The organism is Brevundimonas sp. UBA6550 (assembly GCF_002434505.1).
GTDB lineage: Bacteria > Pseudomonadota > Alphaproteobacteria > Caulobacterales > Caulobacteraceae > Brevundimonas.
The window spans coordinates 348563-369340 of record NZ_DJKE01000005.1; the positions used below are offsets into that span (position 1 = coordinate 348563).

17 protein-coding genes are annotated in these 20778 nt (G+C 68.3%); 7 read left to right on the plus strand and 10 right to left on the minus strand.

Annotated features, from left to right (window positions below):
- Window positions 1-55: 55 nt before the first annotated feature.
- On the minus strand, window positions 56-862 hold the full coding sequence (rlmJ, locus tag B3Z70_RS05860) for a 23S rRNA (adenine(2030)-N(6))-methyltransferase RlmJ (protein WP_292024074.1): 807 nt from the start codon (window positions 860-862) through the stop codon (window positions 56-58).
- Between the two features lie 103 nt (window positions 863-965).
- Between rlmJ and B3Z70_RS05865 the strand changes: the two genes are divergently transcribed.
- The 3 genes from B3Z70_RS05865 to B3Z70_RS05875 all read left to right on the plus strand — a co-directional run bounded on the left by B3Z70_RS05865 (window position 966) and on the right by B3Z70_RS05875 (window position 4836).
- Window positions 966-1310 (plus strand): hypothetical protein, encoded by a 345-nt coding sequence (locus B3Z70_RS05865; RefSeq protein WP_292024073.1) that lies wholly within the window; start codon window positions 966-968, stop codon window positions 1308-1310.
- Window positions 1310-2332, plus strand: a complete 1023-nt coding sequence (locus B3Z70_RS05870; protein ID WP_292024072.1) for a DNA topoisomerase IB — start codon at window positions 1310-1312, stop codon at window positions 2330-2332. Before B3Z70_RS05865 ends, B3Z70_RS05870 begins: the two co-directional genes overlap by 1 nt.
- A gap of 101 nt (window positions 2333-2433) precedes the next feature.
- A complete protein-coding gene (locus B3Z70_RS05875) occupies window positions 2434-4836 on the plus strand; it encodes a TonB-dependent receptor (RefSeq protein ID WP_292024070.1) in 2403 nt (800 codons plus the stop codon).
- A 170-nt stretch (window positions 4837-5006) separates the two neighbouring features.
- Here the strand turns inward: B3Z70_RS05875 and tdh are convergent, their stop codons facing one another.
- The 7 genes from tdh to B3Z70_RS05910 form a co-directional block, all read right to left on the minus strand.
- A complete protein-coding gene (gene tdh / locus B3Z70_RS05880) occupies window positions 5007-6047 on the minus strand; it encodes an L-threonine 3-dehydrogenase (protein WP_349677244.1) in 1041 nt (346 codons plus the stop codon).
- Window positions 6048-6204: 157 nt separating this feature from the next.
- Window positions 6205-7395 carry a glycine C-acetyltransferase gene (locus B3Z70_RS05885; protein ID WP_292024067.1) on the minus strand — a complete coding sequence of 397 codons (1191 nt, stop codon included), beginning with the start codon at window positions 7393-7395 and terminating at the stop codon, window positions 6205-6207.
- A 42-nt stretch (window positions 7396-7437) separates the two neighbouring features.
- Window positions 7438-8352, minus strand: a complete 915-nt coding sequence (locus B3Z70_RS05890) for a DUF4232 domain-containing protein (protein ID WP_292044911.1) — start codon at window positions 8350-8352, stop codon at window positions 7438-7440.
- 61 nt (window positions 8353-8413) lie between these two features.
- Window positions 8414-8836, minus strand: a complete 423-nt coding sequence (gene mce / locus B3Z70_RS05895; protein ID WP_292021814.1) for a methylmalonyl-CoA epimerase — start codon at window positions 8834-8836, stop codon at window positions 8414-8416.
- On the minus strand, window positions 8833-10992 hold the full coding sequence (gene scpA, locus B3Z70_RS05900) for a methylmalonyl-CoA mutase (RefSeq protein WP_292021816.1): 2160 nt from the start codon (window positions 10990-10992) through the stop codon (window positions 8833-8835). The genes mce and scpA overlap by 4 nt, the downstream gene beginning before the upstream one ends.
- The gene (locus B3Z70_RS05905) at window positions 10989-12386 is read right to left on the minus strand and encodes a methylmalonyl-CoA mutase family protein (RefSeq protein ID WP_292021818.1); all 1398 of its coding nucleotides are present in this window, start codon (window positions 12384-12386) and stop codon (window positions 10989-10991) included. The genes scpA and B3Z70_RS05905 overlap by 4 nt, the downstream gene beginning before the upstream one ends.
- A gap of 145 nt (window positions 12387-12531) precedes the next feature.
- On the minus strand, window positions 12532-14511 hold the full coding sequence (locus tag B3Z70_RS05910) for an acetyl-CoA carboxylase biotin carboxylase subunit (protein ID WP_292021820.1): 1980 nt from the start codon (window positions 14509-14511) through the stop codon (window positions 12532-12534).
- Between the two features lie 125 nt (window positions 14512-14636).
- On the opposite strand from B3Z70_RS05910, the gene B3Z70_RS05915 reads away from it, so the two are divergent.
- Entirely contained in the window at window positions 14637-15008 is a 372-nt protein-coding gene (locus B3Z70_RS05915; protein WP_292021822.1) for a GIY-YIG nuclease family protein, read from the plus strand.
- A gap of 149 nt (window positions 15009-15157) precedes the next feature.
- Here the strand turns inward: B3Z70_RS05915 and B3Z70_RS05920 are convergent, their stop codons facing one another.
- On the minus strand, window positions 15158-16693 hold the full coding sequence (locus B3Z70_RS05920; protein ID WP_292021824.1) for an acyl-CoA carboxylase subunit beta: 1536 nt from the start codon (window positions 16691-16693) through the stop codon (window positions 15158-15160).
- Between B3Z70_RS05920 and B3Z70_RS05925 the strand changes: the two genes are divergently transcribed.
- Genes B3Z70_RS05925 through B3Z70_RS05935 form a run of 3 tightly spaced genes read left to right on the plus strand, consistent with a single transcriptional unit; the run spans window position 16692 to window position 19291 of the window.
- On the plus strand, window positions 16692-16829 hold the full coding sequence (locus B3Z70_RS05925) for a hypothetical protein (protein WP_159850192.1): 138 nt from the start codon (window positions 16692-16694) through the stop codon (window positions 16827-16829). The two genes, B3Z70_RS05920 and B3Z70_RS05925, sit on opposite strands and share 2 nt — an antisense overlap.
- A complete protein-coding gene (locus tag B3Z70_RS05930; protein ID WP_292021827.1) occupies window positions 16822-18246 on the plus strand; it encodes a helix-turn-helix domain-containing protein in 1425 nt (474 codons plus the stop codon). Before B3Z70_RS05925 ends, B3Z70_RS05930 begins: the two co-directional genes overlap by 8 nt.
- A gap of 7 nt (window positions 18247-18253) precedes the next feature.
- The gene (locus tag B3Z70_RS05935) at window positions 18254-19291 is read left to right on the plus strand and encodes an oxidoreductase (RefSeq protein ID WP_292021829.1); all 1038 of its coding nucleotides are present in this window, start codon (window positions 18254-18256) and stop codon (window positions 19289-19291) included.
- Here the strand turns inward: B3Z70_RS05935 and pyk are convergent.
- Window positions 19288-20733 carry a pyruvate kinase gene (pyk, locus tag B3Z70_RS05940; protein WP_292044913.1) on the minus strand — a complete coding sequence of 482 codons (1446 nt, stop codon included), beginning with the start codon at window positions 20731-20733 and terminating at the stop codon, window positions 19288-19290. The two genes, B3Z70_RS05935 and pyk, sit on opposite strands and share 4 nt — an antisense overlap.
- Between the last annotated feature and the right edge of the window lie 45 nt (window positions 20734-20778).

The following is a 20778-nucleotide window of genomic DNA, read 5'->3' on the forward strand; positions in this document are numbered from 1 at the left end:
CCAAAACTTGGACTCACTTGGACTCGTTGGACTGCTTTTTTCGCAGTCCAAGATTTCAGAAGGTCCAGACCTCGGCCTTGCCGCCGGCCTCGCCCAGGGCGTTCGCCACCCAGGCGCACACCTCGCGCGCCGCCGTTTCCGCACCCGCCGGCGGATTGACCACCACCATGGCGCAGCCGTTCATCTTCATCGGATTGGTCAGGGGCCTCAGCCGCGCCTCCGCGACCAGCGTCGGCCCCGCCCGCCCCTGCAGCTTGCGGATGAAGGCGTCGAAGGTCTCCAGATCCTTCAGCGGCGTCCAGATCGCCACGGTCGCCGACGGATCGCGCCGCACGATGGCGACCGCCGTCTCGGCCGCGCGGATATAGTCGTCGGGCTTTTCGAACGGCGGGTCGATCAGCACCAGCGGCCCGCGCGCCCTGGCCGCCTCGGCGACCGCCAGGTCATAGCCGTCGCCCTCGCGCGCCTCGGCGTTCGCGCGCCCCGCCAGCGCCTCGGCCAGCATCCGGCGCACCGGCGGGTTCAACTCGAACCCGACATAGCGCCCGCCCGGCCCCAGGGCATCCGCGATCAGCAGCGGCGATCCCGGATAGAACCGCACGCCGCCCTGCGGGTTGAACCCCGCCACCCGGTCGGCCAGGGCGTCCATCAGGGGCGGGCGCCCCTCGGCGGTCATCAGCCGCGCCACGCCGGCCTCGGCCTCCTTCGACCGCGCGCCATCCCCCGACAGGTCGTACAGCCCCGCCCCCGCATGGGTGTCCAGCACCACGGACGGCCGGCCCTGCCCGACCAGCCACAGCACCAGGGCGTGTTTGACCAGATCGGCGAAGTTTCCGGCGTGAAAGCTGTGGCGATAGTTCATGCCGCCTCGTCCCCCGCCCGGCTCTTGGGGTCAAGCGGAACTCGCCGCCCGCGCGCGGCGTTCGACGCAAGTCCCTGTAAGGGCGAGGGGAGGAAAGCCGAAAATGGCCAGGACCAGCGAAATCACCGACCGCCAGCGCACCCCGCCCAAGGGCGTCGCGGCCCAGGCGAAACGGGGGCTGGATCTGCGCGCCAAGCATGATCGCGGCGGCACGGAGGTCGGCGTCAGGCGCGCCCGTCAACTGGCCGATCAGAAGGCGGTTTCGGACGGGGACATCAAGGACATCTACGCCTATTTCGCCCGCCACACGGTGGACAAGGCCGGCAAGGGCTGGGCCAGCCGCACGGAACCGTCCGCCGGCTATATCGCCTGGCTGCTGTGGGGCGGCGATCCGGCCGAACGCTGGATCGGCCGGCTGCACGACCGGCTCGAAAAGGCCGCCGGCTGATGGCCGACGGATCGCACGCCTTCGACATCGCCGCCGAGGTTCCCAAGGGCCTCAGCTATTGCAGCGACGAGTTCGCGGGCCTGACCCGCCGCCGCGCGGGCAAGGGCTGGTCCTACAGGGACGCCAAGGGCCAGACCGTCACCGACGCCAAGACCGTGGCCCGCATCCGCGCCCTGGCCATTCCGCCGGCCTGGACCGACGTCTGGATTTGCCCCAAGGCCAACGGCCATATCCAGGCCACCGGCCGCGACGTGAAGGGCCGCAAGCAATACCGCTATCACAACGACTGGAGCACGGCCCGGTCCGAGAACAAGTTCGACAAGCTGCCGGCCTTCTCGCGCGCCTTGCCGAAGCTACGCGACAAGGTCGAACATGATCTGGGCCTGCGCGGCGTGTGCCGCGACAAGGTGCTGGCCACCGCCGTCCGCCTCTTGGAGATCACCCTGATCCGCGTCGGCAACTCCATCTACGCCAAGCAGAACCGCAGCTATGGCCTGACCACCCTGCACAAACGCCACCTGGACGTGGACGGCGCGGCCCTGACGTTCGAGTTTCGCGGCAAGAGCGGCAAGGACCACAGCGTCAGCGTCAAGGACCGCCGTCTGGCCCGCGTGGTACGCCAGCTTGAGGGCCTGCCGGGCCAGCAGCTTTTCAAATACCGCGCGGCGGACGGCACGCTGTGCCCCGTCGATTCCGACGACGTGAACGCCTACATCCGCGAGGCGATGGGCGAGCAGTTCTCGGCCAAGGACTTCCGCACCTGGGCCGGCACGGTCTCGGCGGCGCGGGCGCTGCGCGACATGGAGGCGGCGACCTCGCCCACCGACGCCAAACGAAAGATCACCGTCTGCGTCAAGGCGGTCGCCGGCCTGTTGGGCAACACCCCCACCGTTTGCCGCGCCTCCTACGTCCACCCCAAGGTCTTCGCCCTGTTCGAGAGCGGCGAGATCGCCACGACCCTGCCCGGATCGGACACAAAGGGGTTCGAAAAAGCCTTGATCAAACATCTGCTTGCCGCCTGACCTCAGCGGTTCTCACGGCTGGCGTTAGAAATCCCCATTTGATCGCTAGGATTTAAGCCCCTCCTCTTCCCGCTCGGCGCATCACGTCGCCGGAGGGGACCATGAGAACATCCGCAACCGCCCGAGGCCTGCTGTCCGCCACGGCCATCCTGGCCTGCCTGACCACGCCCGCCGTCGCCGCCGCCGCCGCGCCGGACGAGACCGCCGCCCCCCAGGTGAACACGCCCAGCGTCGCCAGCGTCGGCGACATCGTCGTCACCGCCCGCCGCCGGGACGAACGGGCGCAGGACGTGCCTATCGCCCTGACCGTGGTGAACGAGGAGCTTCTGGACCGCACCGGCGCCTATAACGTCGGCCAGGTGACGCAACTGGCTCCCAGCGTCCAGCTGCTGACCTCCAACCCGCGCAACACCGCCATCACCATCCGGGGCCTGGGCGCCAGTTACGGCCTGGCCAACGACGGGCTGGAACAGGGCGTCGGCATCTATGTCGATCAGGTCTATTACGGCCGCCCCGCCACCGCGACCCTGGATTTCGTGGATCTGGACCGGATCGAGATCCTGCGCGGGCCGCAGGGCACCCTGTTCGGCAAGAACACCACCGCCGGCGCCCTGAACATCACCACCCAGGCCCCGTCCTTCACGCCCGAAGGCCGCGCCGAACTCAGCGTCGGCGACTACGGCTTCCTCCAGGCCAAGGCGACCTTCTCGGGGCCCATCGTCAACGACAAGGTCGCGGCCCGCTTCTCGGTCGTCTCCACCCGACGCGACGGGGTGCTGGACAATGCGACCACCGGCCAGAAACAGAACGGCCAGCAGTCGATCAGTCTGCGCGGCCAGCTTCTGTTCCAACCCACAGATCAGCTTCGCGTGCGCCTGTTCGCCGACTACGCCGACCTGACGCCCGACTGCTGCACCCAGGTCTATGTCCGGGTGGGCGACACCCAAAAGCCCCTCGACCAGCGTTTCCCGGCCCTGGCCGCCGGTCGCGGCTACAGGCCCGCCAGCACCGATCCGTACGATCGGATCGCGGATGTGGACGGGGCGATCCAGGCGGATCAGATTCACCGGGGCGTCTCGGCCATCGTCGATTACGATTTCGGCTGGGCCACCCTGACCTCGGTTTCGGCCTGGCGCTCCTGGGACTGGGGGCCCCGGAACGACCGCGACTACACCGCCCTGGACATCACCCGCCAATCGGCCAACCCGTCCTGGCAGGATCAGTGGAGCCAGGAGTTGCGCCTGTCCTCCAACGGCGCCCACCGCATCGACTGGACAGCCGGCCTCTACGCCTTCCATCAGGCGGTGGAGACCCACGGCGTCACGGAATATGGGCGCGACGCCGGCTACTGGCTGATCCCCGCCTATCAGCGCGTCGCCGGGGCGCCTTTTGAGCGCGTGCCCGACGGCTTGCTCGACGGCTACACCGTCTTCAACGACAGCCGCATCGAGACGGATTCCTACGCCGCCTTCGCCCAACTGACCTGGAACATCACCGACCGGCTGCACCTGACCCCCGGCCTGCGCTACACCAAGGAGGAGAAGTCGGGCCGCTACGCCGCCACGACGACCGGCGGTCCGGCGACGACGGACAGCACCTATATCTCCCGGCGCAACGGCATCGCCCGCCCGCAAGCCTATGACGCCAGCCTTTCGGACGACGACCTGTCGGGCCAGGTCTCCCTGTCCTACGATGTCAGCGACGATGTCCTGACCTACGCCAGCGTCGCGCGGGGCTATAAGTCGGGCGGCATCAACATGGCCGGCATCCCCAATCTGCCGAACGGCCAGCCGTCCCTGACCAACGCCGTGGTCAAGCCAGAGGTCGTCACCACCTATGAGCTGGGCCTGAAGACCCAGGCCTTCGACCGCCGCCTCACCGCCAATCTGGCGGCCTATCGGACGGATGTGGAGGACTATCAGGCCAATGTGGTCGACAGCGGCCCCGGCGCCCTGCGCGGCTATCTGGCCAACGCCGACAAGGTGGTGATCCAGGGCGTCGAACTGGACGCCTTCGCCCGGCCGAACCAGCATCTCGACCTCTACGCCAATGTCGCCTGGACCGATGCGAAATACGACGCCTTCGCCAACGGCCCCTGCCCGCTGGAGCGGATCGGCACGACCACCGTCGCCTGCGACCTGTCGGGCCAGGACCTGCCCGGCGTTTCGCCCTGGGCGGCGTCGGTCGGCGGGGAACTGCACGGCCGGGGCGGCTTCCTCGGTTTGCCGGGCGAGTTCTACGGCGGCGCCGACGCCAGCTACCGCTCCACCTACAACTCCGACGCCTCGGTCTCGCGCTACACCGAGATCGAGGGCTACACGATCCTGAATCTGCGGGCCGGTTTCCGCGCCGAGAACGGCTGGGAGGCCTTCGTCTGGGTCAAGAACGCGCTGGACCAGGACTATCTTCAGTTCGTCAGCGTCCAGTCCGGCAACTCGGGCCTGGTCATCGGCAACCCCGGCGACCCGCGCACGGTGGGGATCACCCTGCGGGCCAAATACTGACGCCAGCGTCTCCTCCCTGTCGCGTAGCGATGGGGAGGTGGCGCGGCGCGTCTTCGCGCCGTGACGGAGGGGCTCTGCCCGCATCGCAGGCGTCGGTGGGACGTCAAGAGCCCCTCCACCACGCTACGCGCGGTCCCCCTCCCCGCTTCGCAGGGAGGAGACGTTGGTCTTCAAGCCGCCTTGTCCCAGTCCAGCACCACCTTGCCCGACTGTCCCGACTTCATGGCCTCGAAGCCTTCGCGGTAGTCGGCGTAGCCCAGCCGGTGGGTGATCAGCGGGCTGAGGTCCAGACCGGCCTTCAGCAGGCCCAGCATCTTGCGCCAGGTGGTGAACATCTCGCGCCCATAGACGCCCTTGATGGTCAGGGCCTTCAGGATGATCGCGCCCCAGTCGGTCTCCATCGGCTTGCCGGGAATGCCCAGCATGGCCATGCCGCCGCCCATGATCAGGGTGTCGACGCATTGCTTGAAGGCGATGGGCGAACCCGACATCTCCAGCGCCACGTCGAACCCGACCTTGAGGCCCAGCTCCTTCATCACGTCGTGGATGTCTTCCTTGGTGGTGTTCACGGTGCGCACGCCCGGCGCCACCTTCTGCGCCAGGTCCAGACGGAAGTCGTTGATGTCGGTCAGGACCACGGTGCGGGCGCCCGCATGACGCGCCACGGCGGCTGCCATCATGCCGATGGGACCGGCGCCGGTGACCAGCACATCCTCGCCCAGCAGATCGAACTGCTGCGCGGTGTGAACCGCATTGCCGAACGGGTCCAGGATCGAGCCGATCTCATAGGGCACGTCGTCGGGCAGTTCGATCACATTGAAGGCCGGGGCCACCACGAACTCGGCGAAGGCGCCCTGGCGGTTCACGCCGATGCCGCGCGTATGCGGGTCCAGGTGGAAATGCCCGGCGCGCGCCGCCTCGGAGTTCAGGTCGATGACGTGACCCTCGGCCGAGACGCGCTGACCGATCTTCAGCGGACGATCCACGTCCTTGCCGATGGCGACGATCTCGCCGGCGAACTCGTGACCCGTGATCATCGGGGTCGGGACGTTCTTCTGGGACCACTCGTCCCAGTTCCAGATGTGGATGTCGGTGCCGCAGACGGCGGTGCGATGCACCCGGATCAGCACGTCCTCGGGCCCCGCCTCCGGGACCGGGGCGTCGATCAGTTCCAGGCCGACGCCGGGCGCGGTCTTGGCCAGGGCTTTCATTGTTTCAGCCATGATGGCGTCTCCCTAAAGACTTCAAGATCGTCATCCTCGGGCTTGTCCCGAGGATCCATACGCCCCGTTTCGCCGGTGCGCGCCATCGTCGACGGCGATTATGGATCCCAGGCACAAGGCCCAGGATGACGGGCAAAATGTGGCGTCAGATGACGCCCAACTCGCGACCGGCCTGGGTGAAGGCAGCAACCGTCCGGTCGATCTGGTCAAACGTATGCGCCGCCGACATCTGGGTGCGGATGCGGGCCTGACCGCGCGGCACCACGGGGAAGCTGAACCCGATCACATAGACGCCCAGCTCCAGCGCGCGGGCCGCAAAGTCCTGGGCCAGTTTGGCGTCGCCCAGCATGACCGGAATGATCGGATGTTCGCCCTCCAGCAAGGTGAAGCCCGCGTCCGCCATCGCGCCGCGATAGCGATGGGCGTTGGCCGACAGGCGCGTGCGCAGGGCGTCCCCCTCTTCGCCCTGCGCGATGCGGATCGCCTCCAGGCTCGACCCGCACACGGCCGGCGCCAGGGCGTTCGAGAACAGATACGGCCGCGCCCGCTGTTTCAGCAGTTCGACCACCGACGTCCTGGCGCAGATGAAGCCGCCCATGGCCCCGCCCAGGGCCTTGCCGAAGGTGCCGGTGACGAAATCCACCTCGACCCCGTGATGGGCGAACGATCCCCGTCCCTTGGGCCCCAGGAAGCCGGTCGCATGGCAGTCGTCCACCATGATCAGGGCGTCGTATCTGTCGGCCAGCGCGCGGATGTCCTTCAGCCTGGCGATATAGCCGTCCATCGAGAAGGCGCCGTCGGTGGCGATGATGATGTCGCGCGCGCCCGCCGCCCGGGCTTCCTTCAGCCGCGCCTCCAGCTCGTCCATGTCCGAGTTGGCGAACCGATACCGCTTGGCCTTGCACAGCCGCACCCCGTCGATGATCGAGGCGTGGTTCAGGCTGTCCGAGACGATGGCGTCATTCTCGCCCAGCAGGGGTTCGAACAGGCCGCCGTTGGCGTCGAAGGCGGCGGCGAACAGGATGGCGTCCTCGAACCCCAGATAGCCCGCTATGGCCGCTTCCAGTTCCTTATGGATCTCCAGCGTGCCGCAGATGAAGCGGACCGAGGCCGTGCCCGCCCCCCACTTCGCTTGCGCCGCGATCCCCGCCTGGGCGACGCGCTCGTCGCCCGCCAGGCCCAGATAGTTGTTGGCGCAGAAGTTCAGCACGTCGCGCCCGGCGACCTGGATCACCGGCCCCTGACGCGAGGCGATCACGCGCTCGGGCTTGGTCAGCCCCTGCGCCTCGATGTCTGTCAGTTCGCCGGCGACGCGGTCGTAGAAGGTCTGGGTCATGGGTCGCGACCTACGCCGATTTTCGATCCGTTTCCACCCGCCTCAGGTCGCCGGCGGGGGGTTGGCCTCGGCCCGGATCGGGCTCACGCGGATGCGCCCGCCGCACGGGCTGAAGGTGAAGGGCAGGCTGACCGCAGCGGTGTCGCTGGGCGCCGTCAGCTTCAGCGTCGCCGCATCGGGACAGGTCTTCTGCATCGTCTCGTCGGGCATGACGGTCCAGGCCATTTCGAACCAGGCCTTGGCCTGGGGCGCCAGTTCGACCGGCGTCGGCGCCTGGCCCTGACGGAAATAGCTGCCGGGGCTCTGTTCGGCGCGGATGGACGACAGGGTGCGCCCGCGTCCGTCCTGCAGGGTCACGGTCGGATAGCCGGTCAGGCTGCAGGCCTGGGCGCCGATGTTCTGAAGGCTGAAGTTGCGCACCCGGTTGCCCGCGCCCGCATCGCCATCGCCGGCCGCCAGCTTCAGCTGCGGCCCCTTGCAAGGCGTCGCGGCCGGCAGGACGCCGCCGGGGGCCGGCGTGGGCGTCTGGGCCGGTGTCGGCAACGGTCCCGGCGTCAGGTCGGCGCCGGGGATCGGCCGCGAGCAGCGCTCCAGCACCGCCACCCCGGTCGTTCCGTCCGGTCCCAGCCGGCTCAGCGTGCCGCTCTCCTGGCCGTCGCGGGTCGCCGTCCACCACTCCATGCCCGCCCCGACATAGCGGGCGCCGCTGGCCGACTGGATCGAGCGCAGGGCGTAGGTCTGGTTCTGATAGGTCAGTTGGGCGCTGTCGCTGTCGGCGTATTGCACCTGAAGGGTCGCCCCGCTTTCGCAGGCGTAGCCGACCGACGGCGCGGTCGAGGTCTGGGCCGGTTGCGGTTCGGCCGGGGCGGTCGGCTGCTCGGGCGCCGGCTGCGAACAGGCGGCGGCGCCGGTCAGGGCGGCGATGGCGACGAATGCGGTCAGGCGGTGCGACATCATGTCGTGTCCTCTCGTTTCGCCCTCAACGAGCGAACAGGCCGAAAGGCTCCGCTTGACGCGCTCAGTGATCGCCTTTCGGCGTCTCCATCAGCTCGATCAGCACCCCGCCCATGTCGCGGGGATGCAGAAACACCACCGGCGTCCCGTGCGCCCCGATGCGCGGCTCGCCCGTGCCCAGGACGGTCACCCCCTTGGTCCGCATCTCGGCGATGGCGGCGTGGATGTCGGCGACCTCGAAACAGACGTGGTGCTGGCCGCCCTTGGGGTTCTTGGCCAGAAAGCCGACGATGGGACTGGTCGCGTCATAGGGTTCGATCAGTTCGATCTGGGCCGTCGGCGTATCGACGAAACAGACCTTCACCCCCTGGGCCGGCAGGTCGAACGGCTGGCCGATCTTGGTCGCGCCCAGCACGTCCCGATAGAGTTTGATCGAGTCCGCGATGGAGGGCGTCGCCACGCCGACGTGGTTTAGGGCGCCGATCATGGCCTGTCCTTGTTGGGCGCGGGCTGGGCGTAACCCAGGCGCTGGTTCAGTTTCTCGATCAGGTCGACCGCGGTGTCCGCAATGGCCGATCCGGGCGGATAGACGGCGGCCGCACCCATATCCAGCAGCGGCTGCACGTCCGAGGGCGGGATGACCCCGCCCACCACGATCATGATGTCGGGCCGCCCCAGCCGCTCCAGCTCGGCCTTCAGTTCCGGCACCAGCGTCAGATGCCCCGCCGCCAGGGACGAGGCGCCGACCGCATGGACGCCCTTCTCCACCGCATCGCGCGCGGCCTCGGCCGGGGTCTGGAACAGGCTGCCCGCCGTGACGTCGAAGCCCAGATCGCCATAGCCGGTGGCGACCACCTTCTGGCCCCGGTCGTGCCCGTCCTGCCCCAGCTTGGCGATCAGGATGCGCGGCGGGCCGCCGTCGTTCTCCACGAAGGTCGCCACCATCTCGCGGGCGCGGGCGAAGCGCGGATCGCGTCCCGCTTCCTTGGCGTAAACCCCTGAAACAGTCTGGACCGTCGCGACGTGGCGGCCGAAGGCGGCCTCCAGCGCGTCCGAAATCTCGCCCACCGTCGCCTTGGCCCGCGCGGCCTGCACGGCCAGCTCGAGCAGGTTGGCCTTGCCCCGCGCGCCATTGGTCAGGGCCTCCAGCGCCGCATCGGTCGCCGTCTGGTCCCGCTCGGCCCGCAGGCGTTTCAGCTTGTCGATCTGGGCGGCCAGCACGGCGGCGTTATCGACCTTCAGCATCGGAATATCGTCGACAACGGGGTTCAGATATTTGTTCACCCCCACCACCGTCTGCTGGCCGGTGTCGATCCGGGCCTGGGTCTTGGCGGCGGACTCCTCGATGCGCAGCTTGGGAATGCCGGCCTCGATGGCCTTGGCCATGCCGCCCAGGGCCTCGACCTCGGCCATGTGGGCGCGCGCGCGTTCGGCCAGTTCGTGGGTCAGCCGCTCGACATAATAGCTGCCGCCCCACGGATCGATCACCCGCGTCAGCCCCGTCTCCTGCTGCAGCAGGATTTGCGTATTGCGCGCGATCCGGGCCGAGAAGTCGGTCGGCAGGGCCAGGGCCTCATCCAGCGCATTGGTATGCAGGCTCTGCGTCTGGCCACCCGCCGCCGCCATGGCCTCGACCATGGTGCGCGGCACATTGTTGAACACGTCCTGCGCCGCCAGCGACCAACCGGATGTCTGACAGTGGGCCCGCAGCGACAGGCTCTTGGGGTTCTCCCCGCCTTCGCGCTTCACCGCCTCGGCCCACAGCAGGCGACCGGCCCGCATCTTGGCCACCTCCATGAAATAGTTCATGCCGATGGCCCAGAAGAAGCTGAGACGCGGCGCGAACCGGTCGATGGGCATGCCCGCCGCGACGCCAGCCCGCAGATATTCGATCCCGTCCGCCAGGGTGTAGGCCAGTTCGATATCCGCCGACGCCCCCGCCTCCTGCATGTGATAGCCGGAGATGGAGATGCTGTTGAACTTGGGGGTTTCCTGCGCCGTCCAGGCGAAGATGTCGGCGATAATCCGCATCGAGGGCTCGGGCGGATAGATGTAGGTGTTACGGACCATGAACTCCTTCAGAATGTCGTTCTGAATGGTCCCGGTCAGCTTGGCGTGATCGACGCCCTGTTCCTCTGCGGCGACGACATAGAGCGCCAGGATCGGCAACACCGCCCCGTTCATCGTCATCGACACCGACATCTGGTCCAGCGGAATCCCGTCGAACAGGGTGCGCATGTCATAGATGCTGTCGATGGCCACGCCCGCCATGCCGACGTCGCCCTTCACCCGCGGGTGGTCGCTGTCATAGCCCCGGTGCGTCGCCAGGTCGAAGGCGATGGACAGGCCCTTCTGCCCCGCCGCCAGGTTGCGGCGATAGAAGGCGTTGGATTCCTCGGCGGTCGAGAAGCCCGCGTATTGCCGGATCGTCCAAGGATTGCCCGCATACATGGTCGGATACGGCCCGCGCACGAAGGGGGCGAACCCCGGCAGGCCGTGCAGCTGCTCCAGCCCCTCCAGCGCCTGCGGCCCATAGGCCGTCTCGACCGTCAGCCCCTCGGGCGTCAGCCACGGATCGCGCGTCGGTCCCCGCCCGGTCGCGCCCAGGTCCAGGGCGATCTTGCCGAAGTCGGGAAAGGTCATTGGCCTGCCTCCTCGAAGGATGCGGCGAAGCGGATGGGGGTCAGCGCCTCCACCCCACCCGTCATTCCGGGGCCACGCGCAACGGAGGCCCCGGACGGACGAGCAGTTTCGACCGGCGCCTGACGCGGTTCGGGATCGACGAACTTCGTCACGCCGATGATCTGGGCGGCGCCGTTCGCCAGAGCCGCCTCTCGCACCTGACGGGCCCGGGCGATGCGCGGCTGGATGACGCCGCCCTTCAGCGCCTCCACCAGACCGCCCTCGGCCTCGATCATCTGAAACTCGGCCCAGCCTGCCAGCGCCAGATCATGCGTCCGCGCATCCAGATACCAACTGCCCGCCGCCGGATCGTCGATCCGGCCCAGATTGGCCTCCTCCATCAGGACCAACTGCGTATTGCGCGCCTGTCTGCGGGCGAAGGCGTCGGGCCGCCCCGAGGCGCGGGTGAAGCCGTCCAGCACCACCACATCCGCCCCGCCGACCGCGCCTGCGAACCCCGCCGCCGTCAGCCGCAGCAGGTTCGGCCAGGGGTCGCGCGCCGACAGCATCCGCCGCGACGACCGCGCCTCGATGACCGCTGGCGTCTCCCCCCCGAATGCGCGGGAGAGGTTGGCCCAGATCAGCCGCATGGCCCTGAGTTTGGCCAGGGCGTCGAAATACTCCTGATCGACCGACAGGCCGACGACCACGCCCTTCAGCGCCGCCTCGACCGACAGGCCCGCCGTGACCGCCGCCTTGACATAGGCGACCGCGCCGGACGCCGCGAAGGCCAGTTCCTGCGCCGCCGATCCGCCCGCCTCATGCGCCACTCGCCCGCTGGCCAGGAACAGGCTGGCGTCGGGATAGACGCCCGCATGACGCACGGCCGCATCAGCCGCCGCGCCCAGATCGTGGTCGATCCCGCGCGGCGATCCGCCCGCCTTGGCGAAGGCCGAGATCGGGTCCAGATGGAAACGCAGCATGGCGCGGGGCGAACCCTTGGCCACGACCGCCAGCGCCTCCGCCGCCTCGACGCCCGCGAACCCGGCGTCCAGCGCCACCGGCGCCAGTTCCAGCGCCACGCCGTCCAGCGCCCGCCCCAGCGTCGCCGCATCCGCCAGCACCCCGCCGCTGATCAACACCGACGCCGCCCCTTCCTGCAGATCGGTCAGGATGGCGGCGTTCACCGCCTCGGCGTCATCGCCCTCGACCGAGGTGCGCAGGTCCCACGCCCGTCCTTCGGCATCCGATGGGCGGGGCGCGAACACCGCCTGCACCCCGGTCGCATCGGCGTATAAGGGGCGCGTGACCAGCTGGTCCGCATCCAGATGCAGCAGCGATTCCAGCGGCCGGTCCTTCAGCGCCTTCTCAGCCGACTCGCGCCATTCCAGTGGCGTGGGAATGGGGAAGGTCATGCGACGCCGCCCGTGCGTCGTGAAGAACCCCTCCACCGCTTCGCGGTCCCCCTCCCCGCAAGCGGGGAGGAGACAGGCTCTCGTCTCCTCCCCATGCAATGGGGAGGTGGCTCGCAGCGAAGCGGAGAGACGGAGGGATTCTTCATCACCCGAACTCCACCAGCACGTCGTCGGCCGCCACCGGATCGCCGTCCTTGGCCCCGACCGCCTTCACCACCCCGTCGCGCTCCGCCTTCAGAATGTTCTGCATCTTCATGGCCTCGATGATGGCCACGGTCTCGCCGGTCTTGACCTCCTGGCCCACCACCACCGGGATCGACACCACCAGACCCGGCATCGGCGACAGCACCATCTTCGACGTATCCGCCACCGCCTTCTCCGGCAGGCGGGCGTACAGTTCGGCGATGTGGGGCCGCAGCACCCGCACCCGCGCCTTGGCCGCGCGGTGGCGGATGTCGAACCCGTCAGCGACGCGCTTGACCTCGGCGGTGAACGCCTCCCCGTCCAGATCGGCCTTGAACTGGGCCAGGCCCGGCCGCCAGTCGATATCCGACAGTCGGATGTCGCCGCCGCCGGTCAGGGTCAGGATCATCTCCTCGTCCTCGTCATAGGACAGGCCGACGCCGTGCGGCGTCTTGTCGATCATCACGATCCAGTCGGTGCGGTCCGAAGGATCGCCGTCCTGTTCGGCGATGACCTCGTGCATGGCCAGGGCCGAGGCGATCAGGATGCGCTCCTGGTCCTGCGTCTGTTTCAGGCCGTGGAAGCCGTCCGGGAACTCGTCCTTGATATAGCTTGTCGACAGATTGCCCGACTTGAACCGGTCCTGATCCATCACCGCCGCCAGGAAGGGCACATTGTGGCCCAGACCCGACAGGTGGGTGTCCTCCAGCGCGCGGGCCATGCCCTCGACCGCGTCCGCCCGCGTCTCGCCCCAGGCGCACAGTTTGGCGATCATGGGGTCGTAGAACATGCTGATCTCGTCGCCCTCGCGGACGCCGGAGTCGTTGCGGACGACGTATCCGTTCTGCTCCCCCTCTTCCGGCTGCTCATAGCGGACCAGCCGCCCGATCGAGGGCAGGAAACCGCGATAGGGGTCCTCGGCGTAGATGCGGCTCTCGATGGCCCAGCCGTCGATCTTCAGGTCCTTCTGCTCGAAGGCCAGCGTCTCGCCCCAGGCCGAGCGGATCATCTGTTCGACCAGATCGACCCCCGTGATCAGCTCCGTCACCGGATGCTCGACCTGCAGGCGGGTGTTCATCTCCAGGAAGTAGAAGCTCTTGTCCTGACCGGCGACGAACTCGACCGTGCCGGCCGAGTCATAATTCACCGCCTGGGCCAGGGCGACGGCCTGCGCCCCCATGGCGGCGCGGGTGGCCTCGTCGAGCAAGGGCGACGGCGCCTCCTCGATGACCTTCTGGTTGCGGCGCTGGATCGAGCATTCGCGCTCGAACAGATGGACGACATGGCCGTGCTTGTCGCCCAGCACCTGAATTTCGATGTGGCGCGGATCGACGATGAACTTCTCCAGGAAGACCCGGTCATCGCCAAAGGCGTTCAGCGCCTCGGCCTTCACCGCCGCGAACCCTTCGGCCATGTCGGCGTCCGAATGGGCGACTCGAATGCCCTTGCCGCCGCCGCCGGCAGACGCCTTGATCATGATCGGATAGCCGATCTCGTTGGCGATCCTGACCGCCTCCTCCGGCGTATCGATCAGCCCCATGTGCCCCGGCACGGTCGAGACGCCCGCCTCGGCCGCCAGCTTTTTGGAGCTGATCTTGTCGCCCATGGCCTCGATGGCCTCAGGGTTCGGGCCGATGAAGGCGATCCCCTCGTCCCTCAGCCGCCGCGCGAACCCGGCGTTCTCGCTCAGGAACCCAAAGCCCGGATGCACGGCCTCCGCCCCCGTCTGGCGCACCGCCTCGACGATCTTGTCGGCCAGCAGATAGGACTGCGCCGCCGGCGCCGGCCCGATCAGCACCGCCTCGTCGGCCATCTCGACCGCCAACGACCCGGCGTCGGCCTCCGAATAGACCTGAACGGTCTTGATGCCCATCTTGCGGCAGGTCTTGATGATCCGAACCGCGATCTCGCCCCGGTTGGCGATGAGGATTTTGGAGAACATGGCTATATTTCCTCTGCCGTCATCCTGGGCCTTGCGCCTAGGATCCAGAAACTCCGTCGCGGCCGGTGGGCCACGAACGATACCGGGCGTCTGGATCCTCGGGACAAGCCCGAGGATGACGGAATATGGGGGATGCGATGGTGGGCCGCGACAGCCTGATCGGCTGCTACATCATGACCAACCGGATGCATGGAACGCTCTATATCGGCGTCACCAGCCAACTGATCACGCGCGTCGGCGAACACCGCGCTGGCGTCATCGAAGGCTTCTCCAAACGCCACGGCCTGAAGCGGCTCGTCTGGTATGAATTTCACGAGACCATCATCGGCGCGATCCAACGTGAGAAGTCGCTGAAACGCTGGCCGCGCGATTGGAAGACGAACCTGATGGAGCGAACGAACCCGGATTGGAGCGACCTGTTCGAAGGGTTGGTGCGAGCGGCGGGCATGGAGCCTGATTTGGACGCCTACCGTGACTGGACGCCGCCGGAGGAGTAACGCCCTCCTCCCAAATCCGTCATCCTCGCCCTTGTGGCGAGGATCCAGACTCCCGGTGTTCGACGGTGCGCCCCGTCCTCGACGGAGTCTCTGGATCCTAGGCACAAGGCCTAGGATGACGAGTGAAGGGGGTGCCAAAAACGCCATCCTCACAGCGGAATATTGTCGTGCTTCTTCCAGGGGTTCTCCTGGACCTTGTTCTTCAGCGTCCGCAGCGCCTTCACCAGCCGCCGCCTTGTTCCGTGCGGCATGATGACGTCGTCGATATAGCCCAGGCCCGCCGCCACGAAGGGGTTGGCGAACCGGTCCTTGTACTCGGCCTCGCGCGCCGCCAGGGCGGCCGGGTCGCCGGCCTCCTTGCGGAAGATGATCTCGACCGCGCCCTTGGCGCCCATGACCGCGATCTCGGCGGTGGGCCAGGCGTAGTTGACGTCGCCGCGCAGGTGTTTCGAACTCATCACGTCATAGGCGCCGCCATAGGCCTTGCGTGTGATCAGGGTCAGTTTCGGCACCGTCGCCTCGGCATAGGCGAACAGCAGCTTAGCCCCGTGTTTGATCAGGGCGCCGTACTCCTGCTTGGTCCCCGGCATGAAGCCCGGCACGTCCACCAGCGTCACCAGCGGAATGTCGAAGGCGTCGCAGAAACGCACGAACCGCGCGGCCTTGCGGCTGCTGTCGATATCCAGCACGCCGGCCAGCACCTGGGGCTGGTTGGCGACGATCCCGACCGTCTGGCCGTCCAGACGCCCGAAGCCGGTGACGATGTTCTTGGCGAAGTCGGCGCCGATCTCGAAGAAATCGGCCTCGTCGACCACCTTCAGGATCAGCTCCTTCATGTCATAGGGCTGGTTCGGGTTGGCGGGGATCAGGGTGTCCAGCGACGGCTCGTCCCGCTCCGGCTCGTCATAGCTCTCGCGCACCGGCGGCTTTTCGCGGTTCGACAGGGGCAGGAAGCCGATCAGGCGGCGCACCTCCGACAGAGCCTCCAGATCGTTCTCGAACGCCCCATCCGCCACGCCCGACTTGCCGGCGTGGACACGGGCGCCGCCCAGATCCTCGTGGCTGACCACCTCGTTGGTGACCGTCTTCACCACGTCGGGGCCGGTCACATACATGTAGCTCGTGTCCTTCACCATGAAGATGAAGTCGGTGATGGCGGGCGAATAGACGTCGCCGCCCGCGCACGGCCCCATGATCACGCTGATCTGGGGAATGACGCCGCTGGCCAGGGTGTTCTGCAGGAAGATGTCGGCGTAGCCCGCCAGGCTCTCCACCCCCTCCTGGATCCGCGCGCCGCCCGCGTCGAACAGGCCGATGATCGGCGCGCCGGTCGTCAGGGCCATCTTCTGCAGCTTGACGATCTTGGCCGCATGGGCGCCCGACAGCGACCCGCCGAACACCGTGAAGTCCTTGGAGAAGACATAGACCAGTCGCCCGCCGATGGTGCCGCGCCCGGTCACCACCCCGTCGCCGGGGATGCGCTGGTCCTGCATGCCGAAGTCGTGGCTGCGGTGCTCCACGAACATGTCGGTCTCCTCGAAGGAGCCCTCGTCCAGCAGCACGTCGATGCGTTCGCGCGCCGTCAGCTTGCCCTTGGCGTGCTGGGCGGCGATACGCTTTTCCCCACCGCCCAGTTTGGCGGCTGCGCGACGGCGCTCCAGTTCTTCAAGGATGGCTTGGCTCATGATGGATCTTCGCCTCTCGTTCGCGCAAGGCGTGGCGCCTTCATCGCAAATAGGCAAACGCAACTTTGCAAAAAGTGTGGAACTGCGCGGGCTTGCAAAGGATGGCGATATGATCTGCAAAGTTGCGAATGGCTGAGAAGCTTTTCCTGGGCGCCAAACTGCGCAAGCTGCGCGAGGCGCGCGGCTGGACGCTGGAGGCGTGCGCCGAGCGGCTGGGCCTGTCGCCGTCCTATCTGTCGCAGATCGAGACCAATCAGCGCCCGGCGACCGCGCGGGTCCTGATCGCCCTGACGCGCGCCTTCCATGTGGACGCCAGCCTGTTCGATCTGGAGGGCGACGCCCGCCTGATCGCCGACCTGCGCGAGGCGACCACCGACATCGCGGGACAGGCGGAACCGCCGACGGCCGCCGAGCTGAAACAGGCCGTCGCCAACACCCCGCGGCTGGCCCGCCAGTTCCTGGCCCTGCACCAGACCTTCCGCCGCCTGGACGAGCGGGTGAAGGCGCTGGACGACACCCTGGGCCGGGACGAACACGGCGCCAGCGTCGCCCTGTTGCCGTATGAGGAGGTGCGCGACTTCTTCCACTATCGCGACAACTATATCGACGCCCTGGACACGGCGGCGGAAGGGCTGTCGGCCTCGGTGGCGCGCGACGGCCAGATCGAGCGGGCGCTGGAGACGGTGCTGGCCGATCTGCATGGCGTGCGGGTGGTCGATGTCGCGGGCCAGGCGGCGTTGCGACGGTACGATCCCGCCAGCCGGGTGCTGACGCTGGACGCCTGGCAACCCGGCGCGACCCGGTCGTTCCAGCTGGCGCACCAACTGGCCCTGCTGTCGTTCCGTGATCTGATCGAGACGGAGCTGGACCAGGCCGCCTTCCGCACCCAGGCGGCGCGCGACGTGGCCCGCGTGGGCCTGGCCAACTATGCGGCCGGCGCCCTGCTCTTGCCCTATCGCGCCTTCCTAGAGGCGGCGCGCGAGGAGAAGCACGACATCGACCGGCTGCGGACCCGTTTCCAGGTCAGTTTCGAACAGGTCTGCCACCGCCTTTCGACCCTGCAGAAGCCCGGCTGGCGCGGCGTGCCCTTCTATTTCGCCCGCGTGGACATGGCCGGGAACATCACCAAGCGGCACAGCGCGACGCGGTTCCAGTTCGCCCGTTTCGGCGGCGCCTGCCCCCTGTGGAACGTACATGAGGCCTTCGCCGCGCCCGACCGGATCGGGGTGCAACTGGCCGAGATGCCGGATGGATCGCGCTACATCTCCATCGCCCGCAGCGTGTCCAAGCCCAGCGGCTCATACCTGGCCAACGACCGTCGCTACGCCCTGTCCCTGGGATGCGAGGTCGAACACGCCTCGGCCCTGGTCTATGCGTCGGGCCTGGATCTGAACGGCCCAGCGACGCGCATCGGCGTCAGTTGCCGCATCTGCGAGCGCACCGACTGCACCCAGCGCGCCTTCCCGCCTATCGACCGCGCCCTGCATGTGCCCGAGAACGAGCGCGGCGTGGTCCCCTATGTGCTGGATGGCCCGCGCCCGGACCGCTATTGATCGGGGCATGACCTCACATGCACCCATCGGCGTCGCCGTCGTCGGCTATGGCCTGGCGGGCCAGACCTTCCACGCCCCCCTGATCAAGGCGACGCCCGGCCTGCGCCTGACCGCCGTCGTCTCGTCCCGGCCCGAGGCGGTTCACGCCGACCTGCCTGACGTCGAGGTCCTGCCCGATCTGGACGCCGCCCTCGCCCGCGACGACATCGGTCTGATCGTCGTCGCCACGCCCGACGCCCTGCACGCCGAACAGTCCATCGCCGCGCTGAAGGCCGGCAAGTCGGTGGTGGTCGACAAGCCCTTCGCCGCGACCCTGGCAAATGCGGAAGCCGTCGCGGCCGTCGCGCGCCATGCGACCGGCGTGTTCAGCGTGTTCCAGAACCGTCGCTGGGACGCCGACTTCCTGACCCTGCGCCGCCTGATCGCCGAAGGCGCTCTGGGCGAAATCGCCGTGTTCGAAAGCCATTACGACCGTTTCCGCCCGACCGTCACCGACCGCTGGAAGGACCAGCGCGACGGCGGCGTCTGGGCCGATTTGGGGCCGCATCTGATCGACCAGGCCGTGCAGTTGTTCGGGCCGCCGCTGGGCGTCTATGCCGACCTTCAGGCCCAGCGTCGGGGAGCCACGGCCATCGACTACGCCCACGTCCTGCTGCGCTATGACCGGCTGCGGGTCATCCTGAACATGAGCCACCTCGCCGCCGAGGCCAGCCTCCGCTACGTCGTGCACGGCGACGGCGGCAGTTTCGTCAAACATGGGCTGGACGCCCAGGAGGCTCAGTCCAAGGCGGGTCTGCGTCCCGGCGACCCGGACTGGGGCGTCGATCCCTCGCCCGGCGTGCTGACGAAACAGATCGACGGCCGCCCAGTCCACACCACGCCGACGCCCGAACGCGGCGACTATCCGGCCTTCTACACCGCGATGCGCGACGCGGTCCGGGGCGAGGGTCCGCCGCCCGTCCCCGCCGAACAGGCCCTGATGACGATGCGGATCATCGACGCGGGCCTGCGCAGCGCGGCGGAACGGCGCGAGATCGCGCTTTAGCCCTTCTTGCGTCCCTTCGACGTCGCCGCCGGCGCATGGGCCAGTCGCAGCAGATTGGCCGCCCCCGGCGCGCCGAAGGGCGTGCCGGCCAGGATCAGGATGCGCTGGCCCGGATCGGCCAGGCCATATCGCACGGCGCTGTTCACCGCATCGTCGGTGACCGCCTCCAGCGAGTCCGGCTGATCGCCCAGGCGCGGCTCCAATCCCCACACTAGGGCCAGCCGGCGCGCGGTGTTGGGGTTGGGGGTCAGCACCAGGATCGCCTTCAGCGGCCGCTCGCGCGCCATGCGCCGCGCCGTGCCGCCCAGGGTCGTGAACACCACCAGACAGCCGGTCGAGGGGGCGTTGGCGGCCATGGCCGCGGCGCCGACCAGGGCGTCCACGTCATGTTCGTCCATGCCGGCGTGTTCGGCGCCCATCAGGCTGGGCCACATCGGATCGCGTTCGACCCGCTCGATGATCCGGCTCATGATGCTGACGGATTCCAGCGGATAATCGCCCGAGGCCGTCTCGGCCGACAGCATCAGGGCGTCGGCGCCCTCATAGACCGCATTGGCCACGTCGGTCGCCTCGGCGCGGGTCGGGGCCGGGGCGCTGGTCATGGATTCCAGCATCTGGGTCGCCACGATCACCGGCACGCCGCGATTGCGGGCCGCGCGCACGATCTGTTTCTGCGCCACCGGCACGTCCTCGGGGTCCAGTTCGACGCCCAGGTCGCCGCGCGCCACCATGACCCCGTCGCAATAGTCGAGAATGGCCTCCAGATCGGCCAGGGCCGCCGGCTTCTCGATCTTGGCCAGGCACGCCGCCTGGCCGTTCACGATCCGCTTCAGCTCGGCCATGTCCTCGGGCTTCTGCACGAAGCTGAGCGCCACCCAATCCACCCCCATCCGCAGGGCGAAGGCCAGGTCCTCGCGGTCCTTGGGCGTCAGGGCCGACACAGGAATCACCGCCTCCGGCACCGCGACGCCCTTGCGGTCCGACAGTTTGGAGCCGCTCTCGACCGTCACATCGGCCCAGTCGTCGGCGCGCTCGCCCACGCGCAGCCGCACCCGGCCATCGTCCAGCAGCAGCAGCATGCCGGGGCGCAGGGCCTTGAAGATTTCCGGGTGCGGCATCTGCACCCGCGTCGCGTCGCCCGGCGTGGGGTCCAGGTCGAAGCGCATGGTGTGGCCCGGCTTGACTGATATTTCCACGTCCTTGAACCGGCCCAGCCGCAGCTTTGGCCCCTGCAGGTCGGCCAGCACGCCCAGCGGACGCTGCAACGCCATTTCGGCGCCGCGCACGGCCTTCAGGGCGGCGGCGTGATCGTCGTGCGACCCGTGGCTGAAGTTCAGGCGGAACACATCGACCCCGGCCTGCGCCAGCGCCTTGACGGTGCTGGGCGCGCGGCTTGCAGGGCCCAGGGTCGCGACGATGCGGGCGCGGCGAGCTCGGTTCATGAACGTTTCCTATTGGCCGTCTGGGGCGATTTGTCCCTTACTGCC

What these genes read in the sequence shown, in the direction of transcription:
- rlmJ (WP_292024074.1), bottom strand. Translation starts at nt 862, where the DNA reads ATGAACTATCGCCACAGCTTTCACGCCGGAAACTTCGCCGATCTGGTC.
- B3Z70_RS05885 (WP_292024067.1), bottom strand. Translation starts at nt 7,395, where the DNA reads ATGACCCAGACCTTCTACGACCGCGTCGCCGGCGAACTGACAGACATC.
- tdh (WP_349677244.1), bottom strand. Translation starts at nt 6,047, where the DNA reads ATGAAAGCCCTGGCCAAGACCGCGCCCGGCGTCGGCCTGGAACTGATC.
- scpA (WP_292021816.1), bottom strand. Translation starts at nt 10,992, where the DNA reads ATGACCTTTCCCGACTTCGGCAAGATCGCCCTGGACCTGGGCGCGACC.
- pyk (WP_292044913.1), bottom strand. Translation starts at nt 20,733, where the DNA reads ATGAACCGAGCTCGCCGCGCCCGCATCGTCGCGACCCTGGGCCCTGCA.
- B3Z70_RS05925 (WP_159850192.1), top strand. Translation starts at nt 16,692, where the DNA reads ATGATGGATCTTCGCCTCTCGTTCGCGCAAGGCGTGGCGCCTTCATCG.
- B3Z70_RS05875 (WP_292024070.1), top strand. Translation starts at nt 2,434, where the DNA reads ATGAGAACATCCGCAACCGCCCGAGGCCTGCTGTCCGCCACGGCCATC.
- B3Z70_RS05870 (WP_292024072.1), top strand. Translation starts at nt 1,310, where the DNA reads ATGGCCGACGGATCGCACGCCTTCGACATCGCCGCCGAGGTTCCCAAG.
- B3Z70_RS05930 (WP_292021827.1), top strand. Translation starts at nt 16,822, where the DNA reads ATGGCTGAGAAGCTTTTCCTGGGCGCCAAACTGCGCAAGCTGCGCGAG.
- B3Z70_RS05935 (WP_292021829.1), top strand. Translation starts at nt 18,254, where the DNA reads ATGACCTCACATGCACCCATCGGCGTCGCCGTCGTCGGCTATGGCCTG.
- B3Z70_RS05905 (WP_292021818.1), bottom strand. Translation starts at nt 12,386, where the DNA reads ATGACCTTCCCCATTCCCACGCCACTGGAATGGCGCGAGTCGGCTGAG.
- B3Z70_RS05865 (WP_292024073.1), top strand. Translation starts at nt 966, where the DNA reads ATGGCCAGGACCAGCGAAATCACCGACCGCCAGCGCACCCCGCCCAAG.
- mce (WP_292021814.1), bottom strand. Translation starts at nt 8,836, where the DNA reads ATGATCGGCGCCCTAAACCACGTCGGCGTGGCGACGCCCTCCATCGCG.
- B3Z70_RS05910 (WP_292021820.1), bottom strand. Translation starts at nt 14,511, where the DNA reads ATGTTCTCCAAAATCCTCATCGCCAACCGGGGCGAGATCGCGGTTCGG.
- B3Z70_RS05915 (WP_292021822.1), top strand. Translation starts at nt 14,637, where the DNA reads ATGGGGGATGCGATGGTGGGCCGCGACAGCCTGATCGGCTGCTACATC.
- B3Z70_RS05920 (WP_292021824.1), bottom strand. Translation starts at nt 16,693, where the DNA reads ATGAGCCAAGCCATCCTTGAAGAACTGGAGCGCCGTCGCGCAGCCGCC.
- B3Z70_RS05890 (WP_292044911.1), bottom strand. Translation starts at nt 8,352, where the DNA reads ATGATGTCGCACCGCCTGACCGCATTCGTCGCCATCGCCGCCCTGACC.